Source organism: Rhodococcus sp. B50 (genome assembly GCF_013602415.1).
In the GTDB taxonomy this organism is placed as follows: Bacteria; Actinomycetota; Actinomycetes; order Mycobacteriales; family Mycobacteriaceae; genus Rhodococcus.
Genome location: NZ_WPAG02000002.1, coordinates 1919503 through 1933792, shown reverse-complemented (window position 1 = coordinate 1933792; position 14290 = coordinate 1919503). Strand labels below are relative to the sequence as shown.

Annotated in this window: 12 protein-coding genes; 5 read left to right on the top strand and 7 right to left on the bottom strand. The window is 67.2% G+C overall.

Translation table 11 applies throughout. From position 1 onward, the window contains the following. Nucleotides 1–46: 46 nt before the first annotated feature. The gene (locus GON09_RS09255; RefSeq protein WP_213931542.1) at nucleotides 47–1378 is read left to right on the top strand and encodes an MFS transporter; all 1332 of its coding nucleotides are present in this window, start codon (nucleotides 47–49) and stop codon (nucleotides 1376–1378) included. Here GON09_RS09255 and GON09_RS09250 read toward each other — a convergent pair whose 3' ends face one another. From GON09_RS09250 to GON09_RS09235, 4 genes are all read right to left on the bottom strand, one after another. Continuing rightward, nucleotides 1379–2275 carry an SGNH/GDSL hydrolase family protein gene (locus GON09_RS09250; RefSeq protein ID WP_213931541.1) on the bottom strand — a complete coding sequence of 299 codons (897 nt, stop codon included), beginning with the start codon at nucleotides 2273–2275 and terminating at the stop codon, nucleotides 1379–1381. It abuts the gene before it with no gap. Nucleotides 2276–2381: 106 nt separating this feature from the next. Next, nucleotides 2382–3203, bottom strand: coding sequence for an acyl-CoA thioesterase (locus GON09_RS09245; protein ID WP_213931540.1), 822 nt, complete (start codon nucleotides 3201–3203; stop codon nucleotides 2382–2384). A 195-nt stretch (nucleotides 3204–3398) separates the two neighbouring features. Continuing rightward, a complete protein-coding gene (locus GON09_RS09240; protein ID WP_213931539.1) occupies nucleotides 3399–4232 on the bottom strand; it encodes an alpha/beta fold hydrolase in 834 nt (277 codons plus the stop codon). Nucleotides 4233–4302: 70 nt separating this feature from the next. Further along, nucleotides 4303–4956 carry a TetR family transcriptional regulator gene (locus tag GON09_RS09235; protein ID WP_213931538.1) on the bottom strand — a complete coding sequence of 218 codons (654 nt, stop codon included), beginning with the start codon at nucleotides 4954–4956 and terminating at the stop codon, nucleotides 4303–4305. A gap of 154 nt (nucleotides 4957–5110) precedes the next feature. Between GON09_RS09235 and GON09_RS09230 the strand changes: the two genes are divergently transcribed. The 3 genes from GON09_RS09230 to GON09_RS09220 are packed head-to-tail and all read left to right on the top strand — an operon-like array spanning nucleotide 5111 to nucleotide 7752. After that, nucleotides 5111–6229, top strand: a complete 1119-nt coding sequence (locus tag GON09_RS09230) for a ferredoxin reductase (protein ID WP_213931537.1) — start codon at nucleotides 5111–5113, stop codon at nucleotides 6227–6229. Between the two features lie 43 nt (nucleotides 6230–6272). Continuing rightward, the gene (locus GON09_RS09225; protein WP_213931536.1) at nucleotides 6273–7529 is read left to right on the top strand and encodes a fatty acid desaturase family protein; all 1257 of its coding nucleotides are present in this window, start codon (nucleotides 6273–6275) and stop codon (nucleotides 7527–7529) included. After that, complete coding sequence (locus GON09_RS09220) at nucleotides 7507–7752, top strand: hypothetical protein (protein WP_213931535.1); 246 nt, start codon at nucleotides 7507–7509, stop codon at nucleotides 7750–7752. The genes GON09_RS09225 and GON09_RS09220 overlap by 23 nt, the downstream gene beginning before the upstream one ends. A gap of 13 nt (nucleotides 7753–7765) precedes the next feature. On the opposite strand, the gene GON09_RS09215 is transcribed toward GON09_RS09220, so the two are convergent. After that, complete coding sequence (locus GON09_RS09215) at nucleotides 7766–8725, bottom strand: alpha/beta hydrolase (RefSeq protein WP_213931534.1); 960 nt, start codon at nucleotides 8723–8725, stop codon at nucleotides 7766–7768. A gap of 38 nt (nucleotides 8726–8763) precedes the next feature. Beyond that, complete coding sequence (locus GON09_RS09210) at nucleotides 8764–10407, bottom strand: flavin-containing monooxygenase (RefSeq protein ID WP_213931533.1); 1644 nt, start codon at nucleotides 10405–10407, stop codon at nucleotides 8764–8766. 177 nt (nucleotides 10408–10584) lie between these two features. Here GON09_RS09210 and GON09_RS09205 point away from each other — a divergent pair, with 177 nt between their 5' ends. Beyond that, entirely contained in the window at nucleotides 10585–12942 is a 2358-nt protein-coding gene (locus tag GON09_RS09205; RefSeq protein WP_244865457.1) for an ATP-binding protein, read from the top strand. A 22-nt stretch (nucleotides 12943–12964) separates the two neighbouring features. On the opposite strand, the gene GON09_RS09200 is transcribed toward GON09_RS09205, so the two are convergent. Then, on the bottom strand, nucleotides 12965–14272 hold the full coding sequence (locus GON09_RS09200) for an L-lactate MFS transporter (RefSeq protein WP_244865456.1): 1308 nt from the start codon (nucleotides 14270–14272) through the stop codon (nucleotides 12965–12967). Between the last annotated feature and the right edge of the window lie 18 nt (nucleotides 14273–14290).

Here is a 14290-nt window from a genome sequence, read left to right as displayed (position 1 = left end):
GAGTCGTTCGGGGCCGCGGGCGCTCCCGAAGCCTAGGCTCCGGGGCATGAATGCGTTCACGGACACGGCGAGCGGGGCCGGGGAGGCCACGACGCGTCGTCAGGTCTTCTCGTGGGGTCTGTGGGACTGGGGTTCTGCGGCGTTCAATGCCGTGATCCTGACCTTCGTGTTCTCCGTGTATCTCACCGACGCGGTCGGCGACGACCTGCCGGGTGGGATCTCGGCGAGCACCTGGCTGGGATGGTCCCTGGGCGTCGCCGGGTTCGCCATCGCCGTGACCGCGCCCGTGTCCGGTCAGCGTTACGACGCCGCCGGGCGGCGGAAGTGGTCGCTGGGTATTCTCACGGCGGTCACCGTCGCGGCCATGGCGACGATGTACTTCGTCCGCGACGACTACCACTATCTGTGGCTCGGCCTGCTCCTGCTCGGCGTGGCGTCGGTGATGGCCGAACTGGCGCAGGTCCCGTACAACTCGATGCTTCGCCAGGTGTCGACGCCGGAGGACATCGGCCGGGTGTCTGGCTTCGGTTGGGCGATGGGCTATTTCGGTGGCATCGTACTCCTGCTGCTGTGCTACACCGGCTTCATCGCCGGTGACGGCGACTCACGCGGTTTCCTCGGGGTGCCGACGGAGGACGGCACCAACATCCGGCTCGTGGCGCTGTTCGCGGCCGTGTGGTTCGCGGTGTTCGCCGTGCCGGTGCTCCTCGCCGTCCCGGAGAAGCCGGTCGCGCGTGGGGACCTCGCGCGCCGGGCGGGTTTCGTCGAGTCCTACCGCGTGTTGTGGCGCGATCTGACCGAGCTGTGGCGGGCGGATCGTCGCACCATCTGGTACCTCGGGGCGTCGGCGTTGTTCCGGGACGGTCTCGCCGGTGTCTTCACCTTCGGTGCGGTTCTCGCCGTCACCGTCTACGGAATCGGCGCGGGCGACGTGCTGCTCTTCGGTGTCGCCGCGAACGTCGTGTCCGCGGTGGGCGCGCTCGTGGCCGGACGGGTGGACGACCGTATCGGACCCAAGGCGGTGATCGTGGGCTCGCTGGTTGCCATGATCGCGGCCGGCATCGTGCTGCTCGTGGTCTCGGGACCGACCATGTTCTGGATCTTCGGTCTCGTGCTGTGCTTGTTCGTCGGTCCCGCGCAGTCGTCGGCGCGCACCTTCCTGGCGCGACTCACCCCGCCGGGCCGGGAAGGTCAGATGTTCGGTCTCTACGCGACGACCGGCCGGGCGGTGTCGTTCCTGGCACCGACGCTGTTCGGCTTCTTCGCGTGGTGGTTCGGTACCGACCGGGCCGGCATCGTGGGATTGCTGCTCGTGCTCGGCGCGGGCCTGGTGTCGTTGCTCGCCGTGCGGGCTCCCGAGATGACCGCGACAGACTGATCAGGATCGATCGGTGATCGCGGCCAATACCTGGTCGGCCGCGTTGCGGTGCCCGGCCGCGTTCGGGTGCAACGGGATCGACCCGGCGGCCGGCTGCAGACCGGCCATCCATCGGTCCTCCGGATCGGCACATGCGTCGTGGTCGCGGCTCGAAGAACGCAGGTCGACGTAGTCCGCCTCGGCGGCCTCGGCCTGCTCGCGCATGACGGTGTTCAGCCGGTCGATCTTCTCCTGCAGATAGGTCGCGTCCTCGGGCCAGATCCGCTGGTCGGGGAAACACCCGCCGTCGCGGATCCCGGTGGGGTAGCCGACGAGCACGATGCGTGCGTCCGGTGAACGTCGACGGATCTCGTCGATCACCGTGGTGTAGGTGGGTGCGAAGGCATCGATGGCGGCGTCGACACGGTCGGTGCCGTCCGGGGTGTTCGTGATTGCGCACGACGCGCCTTCCGGCGGTGCCGAGAGATTCACGCACCCCAATGCCAGTTGGACGAGACCGATGTCGTTGCCGCCGATGCCCACCGTGACGAGTTCGGTGTCGGGTCGCAGCGAGTCGTACTGCGGGGGCACCGTCCCGCCGCGGAAGGTGGTCTGCGACATCGCGAAATCGAGGGAGGTGGCGGCGCCGCACGACGCGTCGACGAAGTCCTCGATGCCGAGTTCGGCTGCGACGAGGGTGGGGTAGTTGCTCGCCGACCGTCCACACGGATCGCCTTCGATCTGCGGGGGGATGCCGGGTCCGGCGGTGAAGGAGTCTCCCAGGGCGACGTACGACTCGTAGTCCACAACCGGCGTCGTCTCCTCCGTCCCGGCACAGGCCGCTGTCGCCACTACCGTGAACGCGATTGCGGCGCAGGCGATGACACCCGACCGCCGGAGGAAACTCGGTCTCGTCACATCGGACCTCGCAATCAGGGGAGCAGATGTATCCGAGGCTACAGGTGTACCGGTGACCGAGACGTGCGCCGGACCGCGACGTCGCGTTCCGCACCTCGAATCGGCCTCATGCCTTGAAGTAGACGAACTGGTGCGAGGTCGCGAGCAGAACGCCGCCGCGGCCCCACAGCTGAGCGCTCTGGTCGAAGAAGCCCTGTTCGAAGCGATGCGCTCGTGCGGTGGCGAGGACGGGGCTATCGGATTGCGCGGCAACGGTCTCCGGGTCGGCGTGGAAGTAGGTCGTCATCGAGACCGTGCCGGCCGGAAGTACTCGACCCAGACGCAGGAAGGCACGGGGATAGAAGATGTCGCACATCGCGGTGAGTGAGGCGAAGTCGAGCGGGCGCGACGGGACGTCGCGGACCCACAGGGTCGACGTGGAGTCGGCGACCTCCGGGCCGCCCTCCTCGGGAACGGCCCCCGCGGCGTACCGCATCTCGTAGTTGCGTGCCCACGCGATGAAGTCGGGCAGCGGTGTCGGTTCGAGCGAGTCGGGTGCGGAGACGGCCGGTGCCTGCTGTTCGGTCGACGACCACGTGGTGCGACGGAGACCGAAGACGGCCGTCGCGGTCGTGGCGACCTCGCCGCCCTGGGACAGTTCGATCGACCAGTGCTGGGTGGTTCGGTTCGTGCGCACAGGGTGCACGGCGATGTCGAACGGTCCGTCGGCGATGGGTCCGGCGTAGTTGACCGTCAGGGACAGCGGTATTCCGAGGACGGCCGGATGCCGTTCGACCGCGCGGAGGAGAATTGCGGCGGTGATGCCGCCGAACGGGCCGACCATGTTCGCGTAGGCGGGGTGCGTGTGCCCTTCGGTGCGATCGTCCCGGACCTCGAACAGGTCGACGGCAGCGTCGAAGACATGGGTGGTCACCGAGACGTCGGTCATGGCAGGGTCTCCTCGAAAAAGGCGTCGCGCAGGTCGGATCTGTACGACAACATACAGAGAATCCGGGTGACAGCACCGCAGCGGAGCGCTGCGCGGCTCCATCGCAGTCCGGCGCCGCTCGACGCGGTCGTGAGCGAACTCGAGGTACGTCTCGGCTCGGTGGTCGACCGACCGATCGCGTCTGCTGTTCGGCCGTCAGCCGTTCCGTCGCCGCCCGATCGCGTTCGCGACCTCGGTGGGCGCCTCCTCCGGGATCCAATGCGAGACGTCGGGGAGCACCACGAACTCGTAGTCGGCGTCGACGAACTCCCTGCAGCGTTCGGCGCCGGCCCGCCCGATCGCGGTGTCGCCGGTGCTCCAGATGTAGGTCGTCGGGACACGGACGGGCGGAGTCGATTCGAGATCCCGCGTCATGGCGCGGTACCAGTTCAGTGCGGCGGTGAGCGCGCCCGGCGCGGACATCGCAGCGACATAGTGGTCCACCGCGTCGCGGTCGACGCCGGGCGCGAACATCGCCCGCAGGCGACGTGCGCCGTCGGCGAGGAGGAGGTCCTCCGCCCTGCCCTCCTCGCGGTAGACGCGGATGTACGACGCGCGTTCACGCTGGTCGTCGTCCTCGCGCACCGCCCAGCCGTAGGCCGCGAGATGGGGCACCGAGATCGCGGTCAGTGCCGTCAGTCGCTCGGGATGGTGGGCTGCGAGATACCACGCCACCGATGCGCCCCAGTCGTGTCCGACGAGGTGGACCCGGTCGAGCCCGAACTCGTCGAGCAGGCCCAGGACGTCCCCTGCGAGTGCCGAGATCCCGTAGTGCTCCACCCCGGTCGGCCGGGCGCCGGGAGAGTATCCGCGCTGGTCGGGGGCGATGACGCGGAAACCTCGACCGACGAGCAGCCGGGCCACCGGAGTCCAGCTCCGCGAGGTCTGAGGAAAGCCGTGCAGGAGTACGACGGGTGCGCCGTCCCGCGGCCCCGCCACGCGCACGTCGAAGGTCAGATCGTCGTATGCGGCGGGACCGGTCTCTGCCATGGGAACCACGTTACGGAAGGGGAGGGTCTCCGACAGGATTTCCCGTCCACCCCGACGAACCGCCGCCGAGTCACCGGTCGTCCGACCTCCGACGTGGTCGCCACGCCGCCGTGCCCAGCAGGATCAGACGCATCTGTTTCTCCGCGCGGGTGACCACCTCTGCTTCCTGCGCGCTGCCGGGACGTTCGACGGCGAGCAGATCGAGGACGAAGTCGAGCATCGCGGTCACCAGCAGGTCGGCGGCCATCTCGAGATCGTCGAACTCCCAGTCGTCGAGTCCGGGGGAGCGGCCCAGGTCGGCGGCGAGCTCGCTCGTGAGCAGACGCAACTCGACGGAGATGGCAGCGGCGACCTCGGGCACTCCACCGTGGCGTTCGCGGGCGAGGAACCGGAAGGTCGCCTTGTGGGCCCGGACCTGCTGGACCAGTACATCCAGGGATTGACGTGCACCGGCCGTGCCCGGTGTTCGTCGCGCGTCGCGCAGGAGGCGGCGCAGCACCCGCATCGTGTCGGCCGCGAGGGTGACGCCGAGCTCGTCCATGGACGAGAAGTGCCGATAGAACGCGGTGGGCACGATGCCCGCGTGACGGGCCACCTCCCGAAGGCTCACCCCGCCGAGTCCTCGGTCGGCGGACAGGTCGAGGGCGGCGTCGAGAAGCGCCTGGCGTGTGCGTTCCTTGCGTTCGGCGCGCGTGGTCGGCGGAGGTGCGGAAGCGGTGGACACGCTCCGAGTCTAGGCACGATGCACCCGGCGGTGTCCGAGCAACTGTTACCGCGGTCACATGGGGGTTGACAGTCAGGTGTGTCCGGCTGTCACACTGATTTCAGTGCACATTCGTTCACTGAGCACGCAGAGGTCTACCGAAAGGCGGACAGACATGATCGTGCGCGACCGTCCGACACCCGTCCCACGCCCGGGTTTGTTGCGAAAGTTGCTGGTAGGAGCACTGGAACTGGTGTCCTACCCGCATCACCCGGACCGCTACCTGGAACTTGCCGACCCGCTGCTCGTCACGTCGGCGAACTATGCCCGGATTACACATGTGGACCGAAGTGCCGCCGATTCGCTGACGATCACGGTGCGTCCCGCGCGGCCGTGCCGACCCCTCCCGGGGCAGTACGTGACCGTGGCGGTGCGGGTCGGCGGGGTGCGGCACACGCGCTGCTACTCGCCCACGCTCGTCGAGGCGGAGACGCAGCGACATCCCGACCTGCGATTCACCATCGGCCGGCACCCCGACGGCACGGTCTCCCGCCACCTCCACGACCGAGCGAGTGTCGGCGACGTCGTCGAACTCGGCCCTGTGGCGGGCGAGTTCCTGGTGCCGAGTCCCCGCCCTCGACGGCTGCTGTTCGTCGCCGCGGGTTCCGGACTGACGCCGGTGCTGTCGATGCTCACCGGTCTCGTCGCCGAGGGATACGACGGGTCCGCCGTCCTGCTCTACTACACCCGGACACCCGGACACATCCCGCGCCGCGCCGAACTCGACGCTCTCGCCGACCGGCCGAACATCGAGATCGTCCATGCACACACACGATCCGACGAGGGACTGCTGCACGGACGGTTCGACCGCGCCCACCTCGCGGCCGTCGCTCCCTGGTATGCCGACACACCCACCTACGTGTGCGGTCCGGCCGAGATGGTCGCGAGCATCCGCGAGGTCTACGCCGAACACGGTGCCGAGACCATGGTGAACACCGAGGAATTCGTCCTGGCGGCACGGGGCGCGTCGACGGGTGAGGCCGGCGGCGAGGTCTCCTTCGCGGAATCCGGCGTGGTCGCCGAGAACACCGGATCGACGTTGCTCGAACAGGCCGAGGCTGCGGGCCTGACTCCTGAGCACGGATGCCGCATGGGCATCTGCCACAGCTGTACCGCTGTCCGGCTGTCGGGGTGTACGCGCGACGTGCGCACCGGTGACGTCGATTCGGAACCCGGGCGCCGCATCCAGATCTGTGTGAACGCTCCGGTCGGCGACGTCGCCGTCGAGCTCTGACCCGCCCCCTTCTGGGGTGCAACCGAAACCATTGGAGGACATCATGTTCGGATTGTCCCTACCTACCGTCCCCTTCCTTCCCTTCCTGTCGGGCCGCACCGCTGCGGCCGAGACCGAACCGCTCGTGCTCGACCGCGACAGCGTCGAGGAGATCGGCCGCGAACTCGACGCGCTGCGGGAGCAGACGCTCGCCTCCCTCGGCGACGAGGACCGCGAGTATCTCTACAGGATCATCAAGGCGCAGCGCGGATTCGAGATCGCCGGTCGCGGCCTGCTGTTCGTCGGATTCCTCCCGCCCGCGTGGGTCGCCGGCGTGGCGGCGTTGAGCGTGTCGAAGATACTCGACAACATGGAGATCGGGCACAACGTGATGCACGGCCAGTACGACTGGATGCGCGAGCCGTCGCTGAATTCGCGTGTGTTCGAATGGGACACGGTGTGCCCGTCGGACCAGTGGCGGCACTCGCACAACTACGTGCACCACACGTACACCAACATCCTCGGTCAGGATCGCGATATCGGATACGGGATCCTGCGCATGGATCCCGCGCAGAAGTGGCATCCCTACTATCTCGGCAACCCGGTCTACGCGACCGCGCTCATGTTCCTGTTCGAGTGGGGCGTGATGATGCACGACGCCGAGGTCGACCGGATCGTCGCCGGCAAGCGCTCGTGGCGCCACGTGATCCCGATCGCGAAGGGATGGTGGCGCAAGGCCCGCCGTCAGGTGATCAAGGACTACGTAGCCTTCCCACTGCTGAGCGGACCGATGTTCGTGCCGACGCTGCTCGGCAACGTGACCGCCAACCTGGTGCGCAACGTGTGGGCGTACTCGATCATCTTCTGCGGTCACTTCCCGTCCGGCGTGCAGTCCTTCACCGAGGAGGAGACCGTCGACGAGACGCGTGGTGAGTGGTACGTCCGGCAGATGCTGGGCAGCGCCGACATCACCGGCTCACCGTTGTTCCACATCATGTCCGGCAACCTGTCCCACCAGATCGAGCACCACCTGTTCCCCGATCTGCCGGCGCACCGCTATCCCGAACTCGCCCCGAAGGTCCGGGAGCTGTGCGAGAAGCACGGACTCCCGTACAACACCGGTGGTTTCACCGCCCAGGTGACGTCGGTGTGGAAGAAGATCTTCCAGCTCGCGCTTCCGCCGGGATGGGTGCGTTCGGAACCCGAGTCGACCGTCGTCATCGAACGTCGTCGCGCCACGGACCACCGGGTCGGCGATGCGGGTACCCTCGCGGACGACACGATCGAGGGGGTCGAACATGGTGGGCAGATTCGAGCGTAACAAGGACACGATCCAGGAGGTCACCGAGTCGGCGGCCACCCACGTGGGCGCGATCGCCGGGATCATCACCGGAGCGGTCCGGGACGTCACCCGCGAGATCGGTGAATGGATCACCGACGCGATCGAAATGCGGGAGGCCGCTCGCGCGGCGCGGGACGACGACGAACGCGAGGAAGGGCCGGCGACGCCGGATCGGCATCGCTCGGCCCCTCCCGAGGAGTAGCGAGACGCGGTTCCTACCGCGAAGGCATGCGCGTGGTGATACGGGTGACGAACTCGGCCACCTCGTTGCGCATCTCGCTGCAGCGCGGTACCGCACCCGACATCCAGAAGGCGCCGTGCACGAGTCCGTCGAAGCGGCGGATCTGCACGTCCACACCGGCCTCCCGTAGGTGTTGTCCGTAGAGCTCACCTTCGTCTCGGAGTACTTCGTTCTCGGTGGTGAGCACCAGGGTCGGTGGCAGGCCGTCGAAACGGTCGGCACGCGCCGGAAGTGCGTACGGCTTCTCCGCGTCGTCGGCCGACGACAAGTACTGCTCGAAAAACCAGTCCATGTCGGCGGTGGTGATGATGTATCCCTCGGCGAACTCGCGGCGCGAGGGCACGTCTGCGGCCTGGTCCACGGCGGGATAGATCAGGACCTGCCCCCGCAATGCGGGCGCTCCCTCGTCTCGGGCCCGCAAGGCGACGCCGGCCGCGAGGTTGCCACCGGCACTGTCTCCCATGACCACTACGTTGTCCGGGTCGCCGCCGTACTCGGCGATGTGCTCGGTGGTCCACTGCAGCGCAGCCCAGGCATCGTCGGTCGCTGCGGGGAACCGATGTTCCGGAGCGAGGCGATATCCCGCGGTCACGACGACGGCGCCGGTGGCCCGGGCGACCGCACGGGCCGGTTCGTCCACCACGCTGAGGTCGCCGGCGACGAACCCGCCGCCGTGGAAGTAGAGCACGACGGGTCGCGGCGCACCGGGATTCGGGCCGGAATCATCGGGCGTGTAGATCCGCAGGGGAAGCCGGACGTCGCCACTGGGATAGTCCGTTTCGTCGACGCGGGCGACCTCCGGCGGGAGAGCCTGCAGATCGGTGAAGGTCGCGATCGTCGCGCGGACCTGCTCGACCGTCATCTGCGAGAACGACGTGAATCCCTGCTGTTCCAGTCCTGCAATGAGGCCGGCGGCGTGCTTGTCGAGTGCCATGAGTTCGTTCCTTCCGAGAGATGGGGGAGAGCCGCGCGCTACGAGGCGGCCGGGACGGTGGTTCGTGCCGGAGTCAGGTCGAATCCGACGTATCCACCCTCGACGATCTCCGCACAGGTCTGCCGATAGGTCGGGGCACCGCCCAGATAGACCATGCACGCGCGCGGTTTACCGGGGATGTTCGCGCCCATGTACCAGGAGTCGGTCTCCGGCAGCAGGGTCTGTTCGGCGATCTCGGTGGTGGTGCGCAGCCAGTCGGCCTCGGCCTCGGCGGTGGGTTCGATCACCTCGAGGTCGCGGGAACGCAGATACGCGATCGCATCGGTCGCGAAGTCGACATGGTCTTCGATGGCCAGCGGCATGTTGTAGAGCACCGAAGGCGACTGGGGCCCGGTGATCGTGAACAGATTGGGGAACTCGTCGATCATGATGCCGAGATAGGTGCGCGGGCCGTGCGCCCACTTGTCGGCCAGTCGCAGCCCGTCGCGTCCGCGGATGTCCATGGCCATGAGCGGGCCGGTCATCGCGTCGAAGCCGGTCGCGAGCACGATGATGTCGACCTCGTAGGTGCGGTTGCCGACGCGCACGCCGGTCTCGGTGACCCCGTTGATCGGGGTGCTCTTCACGTCGACGAGATGTACGTTGTCGCGGTTGTAGGCCTCGTAGTAGTTCGTCTCGAGCGGCGGCCGCTTGGTGGCGTAGGCGTAGCCCTCCGGCGCGAGCTTGTCGGCTTTGGCGGGGTCCTGTACCCGCCGGCGGATCCGTTCGCGGATGTACTCGGCGATGGTGTCGTTGGCCTTCTTGTCGAACAGCACGTCCTGGAAACTGTCGATGAACAACCGGAACCCGCCGGCATTCCAGCGTTCGTCGAAGACGCGGCGCCGTTCCTGGGCATCGACGGCGAGCGCCGACGGCTGTACCTGGTCGAACGGCACGCCGAGGAAGTGATTGCGGGCCGCTTCGCGCAGCTGCCGATAGTTCTTCTTCGCCTCGTCGGCCACCTCGGCTTCGAGCGGGCCGTTGCCGAGCGGGGTGGCGTACTGCGGGGTCCGCTGGAAGACGACCAGTTCGTCGGCCTGCTGCGCGAGCAGCGGGATCGCCTGGATGCCGCTGGCACCGGTGCCGATGACCGCGACACGTTTGCCGGTGAAATCGACGGGTTCGTGCGGCCAGTTGCCGGTGAGCAGGACCTCGCCGCGGAAGTTCTCGATCCCTCCGAACTCGGGCGTCTTGGGGACCGAGAGGTTGCCGGCACCGGAGATGAACCACCGGGCCGTCACGGTGTCGCCGGTGTCGGTGCGGACCGTCCACCACGAGTTCTCGTCGTCCCAGTGCACGGAGATCACTCGCGTGCCGAAGGTGATGCCCCTGCGCAGGTCGAAGCGGTCCGCGACATGGTTCAGATAGCGGAGGATCTCCGGCTGGCCGGCGAATTTCTCGCTCCACTGCCATTCCTGCTGGAGGTCGTCGTCGAACGAGTAGGAGTAGTGGATCGACTCGATGTCGCAGCGGGCACCGGGGTAGCGGTTCCAGTACCAGGTGCCACCCACGTCGTCGCCGGCCTCGAAGACCCGGACCGACATGTTCATCTTGTCGCGGAGCTTGTGCAGCGCGTACAAGCCGGCGAACCCGGCTCCTACGACAACGACGTCGACGTCTGGGGTGATGGAGGAATTGGTCATCGTCTCCTGGCTCCTCGGTATCGGGGTGTCGCTCCGGTCGGTGGGCCGAAGGTCTGTATCGACAATGACCTGGATCACATTCGAGGGCGCGGGGCGAAATACCCCATTCGATACCTGTGTTGGTCGTCACACGATCATCCGGGTATGTTGGGCGCACTATCACTGAGAAGCGTGACGATGGAATTTGCTCCGCCCGAATCTGCACTGTTCCGCACCCCGGGACCCACCCGTTCGGTGACGACCTTCGTCGGTCGCCGTCGCGAGATCGACGAGGCCCGGTCGTGCCTCCAGCGGTCCCGGCTGATCTCGATCCTCGGTCCGGGAGGCGTGGGAAAGACCCGGTTGGCCGAGGAGTTGGCGATGCGAACGTCGCGAGCTTTCCGCGACTCGTTCCGCTGGATCGACCTGGCGGTCGTGCGCGACCCGGAATCCGTTCCCTCGGCCGCGGCGGCCGCTCTGGGGGTGACCGACCAGTCCACCAGGCCCGTGATGGACAAGATCGTCGACCATCTCCGCGACAAGCACATGCTGATCGTGGTCGACAACTGTGAGCACGTGATCGGGACCGTGGCCGAATTCGTCGCCGTTGTCCTCGGCGATGCGCCGGAGGTGCGGATCCTTGCCACCAGTCGTGAGCCTCTGAGTGTGTCGGGGGAGGCGGAGTACGTGCTTCCGCCTCTGACCACGCCGAGCGGGTCGACGGGAAACAGGGCGGCGGATCTCGAACGGTTCGAAGCGGTCGGTCTGCTCGTGGACCGGGCCCGGCAGGTGGTCCCGGGGTTCGAGGTGGCCGACGACAACGCCGATGCCGTTGCGCAACTGTGCATTGCGCTCGACGGCGTGCCTCTCGCTCTCGAACTCGCCGCGACCCGCCTGCGTTCGTTGTCTCCGGCGCAACTCGTCGAACGACTCGACCGGCGTTTCGCGCTTCTCACCGGGGGCAGCCGCGCGGCGGTGCCACGGCAGCAGACCTTGCGGGCGTTGATCGACTGGAGTTACGAGCTGTGTTCCGATGCCGAGCGAACCCTGTGGGCGCGATTATCGGTATTCACCGGCAGTTTCGATCTCGAGGCCGCGGAGGTGGTCTGCGCCGACGACGACCTGCCGAGCGATCAGGTGATCGACCTGCTGGACAGGTTGATAGCGAAATCGCTTGTCGGCGTCGACCGTTCTTCTTCAGTGCTGAGGTACTCACAGTTGGTGACGGTGCGGGAATACGGGCACGAGTTGCTCGACGCTCGCGGGGAGCGCGAGCGGCTGTACCGGAGGCACTGCGACCACTACCTCGACCGCGCCCGGCGCTGTGCCGAAAGCTGGTACGGACCGGAGCAGTCGACCCTGTTGTCGTTGATGCGCGCCGACCACGCGGACTTCATGGCCGCGCTCGATCGTTCGATCCGGGACGACGACCAACTCGCCTCCGGGGCGGAACTCGCCGTCGCGCTGCGCTATCACTGGATCGCCGGGGGATATCTCTCCACCGGCCGCGCACGGCTCGAAGGACTCCTGCAGCGGCTTCCACAGTCGAGCCGCGAACGCGGCCATGTGCTGTGGGTGACCGCGTGGACGGCGCTGATCCAGGGGGACCGTGACGGCGCTGCGGTTCATCTCGATGAACTTCGTTCGATTGCAACGGAATCCGGCGACGTACGGTTGCAGGCCCATTGCGATCACTGGACCGCCCTGCACGCACTGTTCTGCGGCGACACGGCCGCGGCCATCGAGCTCTTCCACCGAGCGGGGGAGGTCCATCACGCCCACGACGACCGCGCCGCCTACCTCACCTGCCTGTTCCAGCTCGCGATGGCGCAGACCTACGACGGACGGCTCGGCGAGGCCCTCACCACGTGCGCTCGCGTCGTCGACATGGCGGACGCACACGGCGAGCGGTGGAACAAGGCCTATGCGCTGTGGGTCTCCGGACTGACCCATTTTCATCTCGGACGTCTCGGACCCGCGGTCGGGTCGGCGAACGAGGCTCTGATAATCCAGCGTGATTTCGAGGACAAGATCTGCACGGCGCTGTCGATCGAACTGCTGGCGTGGTCATCGGGGGCCGAAGGCGACCCGGAGAATTCGGCGAGACTGCTCGGGGCCGCACGGACGGTGTGGCAGCGGCTCGGCACGACGATCGCCGCGTTCGGACCGCACATCGAGCAGGATTCGCTCGCCGCGGAACGACGCCTCCGGGACGCGGTGGACGAAGCGACACGCTCCGGGTTGCTCCGTTCGCAGGTCGGCGCGACCATCGGTGATCTCGTGCGCAGCGCACTGGAACCAGGTGGGACTCCCGAATCCCGGACACCGCGTGCTCGGGCTGCCGCGGTCTCGCGGAAATCACCATTGACGAAACGGGAACAGGAGATTGCGGCGCTCGTCGCGGGAGGGTTGAGCAACCGCGCGATCGCCGACCGGCTCGTCATCTCGCGCCGGACCGTCGACGGTCACGTCGAACGGATCCTCGGCAAACTCGGTGTGCACTCCCGCACGCAGGTCGTGTCATGGTTGCACGCTCACGAAGGGCACGGAGCGTGAGCGGGCGAGACCACAAGCGGGCTCAGGAGTGGGTCGGGACGGACTCTCGGCGTGCCGCGGGCACCTTGGTGATCAACGTGAGCACCACCGACACCAGCGCGATGATGCCGATGGTGGTGTACGCGAGCGTGTAGGCCTTGTCCTCGCCGATCAGTGTGGACGCAATGATCGGACCGATGATGCCGCCGATGCTCCAGCCGATGAGCATCAGTCCGTAGATGGCACCGGCGTTGCGGACGCCGAAGAAATCGCCGGCGGTTGCAGGCATGGTGCCGAAAGCACCGCCGTAGCAGAGGTAGATGATCGCGGCCAGGATCGAGAACAGCACCACACCGCCGGCGTGCGGCAACACGATCAGGCACACGCCCTGCAGCACGAGCAGTGCGGTGAACGTCTTCATCCGCCCGATGCGGTCGGAGATCGCGGCCCACACGATCCGGCCGGCACCGTTGAAGATCGCGAGCGCGCCCACGAGCGCCGCCGCGCCGCTCGCGCTGAAGCCGGCGATGTCGGAAGCGCTCGGCTTGGCCTGCGAGATCAGTGAGATGCCCGCGGTGACGCACAGGGTGAGGATGGCGGTCAGGAGGTACCACTGGGGCGTGCGCAGCGCTTCACCCTGGGTGTACTCCTTGCCGCCCTTCGCTCCGGTACCGGCCTTCGAAGCAGGTTCGTAACCGGGCACGGTGTATCCCTCGGGCGGGTTGCGGAAGAGTGCTGCACCCGCGAGGGACATCACGAGGTAGGCGATACCCAGCGGTAGGAAAGCGCTTGTGGGGTCGTCCGGATTCTGATCGATGAGCCATTGCGCGACCGGCGAGGTGAGCACCGCACCGAACCCGAAGCCGCCCACCGCGAGCCCGGTGATGAGACCGGTCTTGTCGGGAAACCACTTCTGCAGCATGGCGATCGGGACGATGTACGCGAATCCCAGACCGAAGCCGCTGATGATGCCGTATCCGAGGATGAGGAGCCAGTAATCGTCGGCACCGTTGGTGAACGAGGCGAGGAGAATGCCGAGGGCGTAGATGACACCGCCGATCAGCGCGACGACACGAGGGCCCTTCAGATCCTGCAGTCGGCCACCGAGATAGGTGCCGATGAAGATCATGCCGATGGTGACGGTGAACGGAAGTGAGGCCCGGACTGTGCTGAGTTGCCAGGATTCGGCGCTCTCGAGTGCTCCGCCGAAGACCGACCACGCGTAGACCGCGCCGATCGAGAACTGCAGTAGCAGTCCGCCGCCGACCAGCAACCAGCGGAAGCTCCCCGGTGGTTGTCCGTCCCGTGCGGTGACATCGCGTCGCGCTTGCGTGGCCTTCTCGGAGTCCATGTCGTTCTCCTTCGTTGT

Coding starts and splice junctions, on each gene's coding strand:
- GON09_RS09225 (WP_213931536.1), top strand. CDS start 6,273: ATGTTCGGATTGTCCCTACCTACCGTCCCCTTCCTTCCCTTCCTGTCG.
- GON09_RS09255 (WP_213931542.1), top strand. CDS start 47: ATGAATGCGTTCACGGACACGGCGAGCGGGGCCGGGGAGGCCACGACG.
- GON09_RS09210 (WP_213931533.1), bottom strand. CDS start 10,407: ATGACCAATTCCTCCATCACCCCAGACGTCGACGTCGTTGTCGTAGGA.
- GON09_RS09220 (WP_213931535.1), top strand. CDS start 7,507: ATGGTGGGCAGATTCGAGCGTAACAAGGACACGATCCAGGAGGTCACC.
- GON09_RS09240 (WP_213931539.1), bottom strand. CDS start 4,232: ATGGCAGAGACCGGTCCCGCCGCATACGACGATCTGACCTTCGACGTG.
- GON09_RS09205 (WP_244865457.1), top strand. CDS start 10,585: ATGGAATTTGCTCCGCCCGAATCTGCACTGTTCCGCACCCCGGGACCC.
- GON09_RS09230 (WP_213931537.1), top strand. CDS start 5,111: ATGATCGTGCGCGACCGTCCGACACCCGTCCCACGCCCGGGTTTGTTG.
- GON09_RS09200 (WP_244865456.1), bottom strand. CDS start 14,272: ATGGACTCCGAGAAGGCCACGCAAGCGCGACGCGATGTCACCGCACGG.
- GON09_RS09245 (WP_213931540.1), bottom strand. CDS start 3,203: ATGACCGACGTCTCGGTGACCACCCATGTCTTCGACGCTGCCGTCGAC.
- GON09_RS09215 (WP_213931534.1), bottom strand. CDS start 8,725: ATGGCACTCGACAAGCACGCCGCCGGCCTCATTGCAGGACTGGAACAG.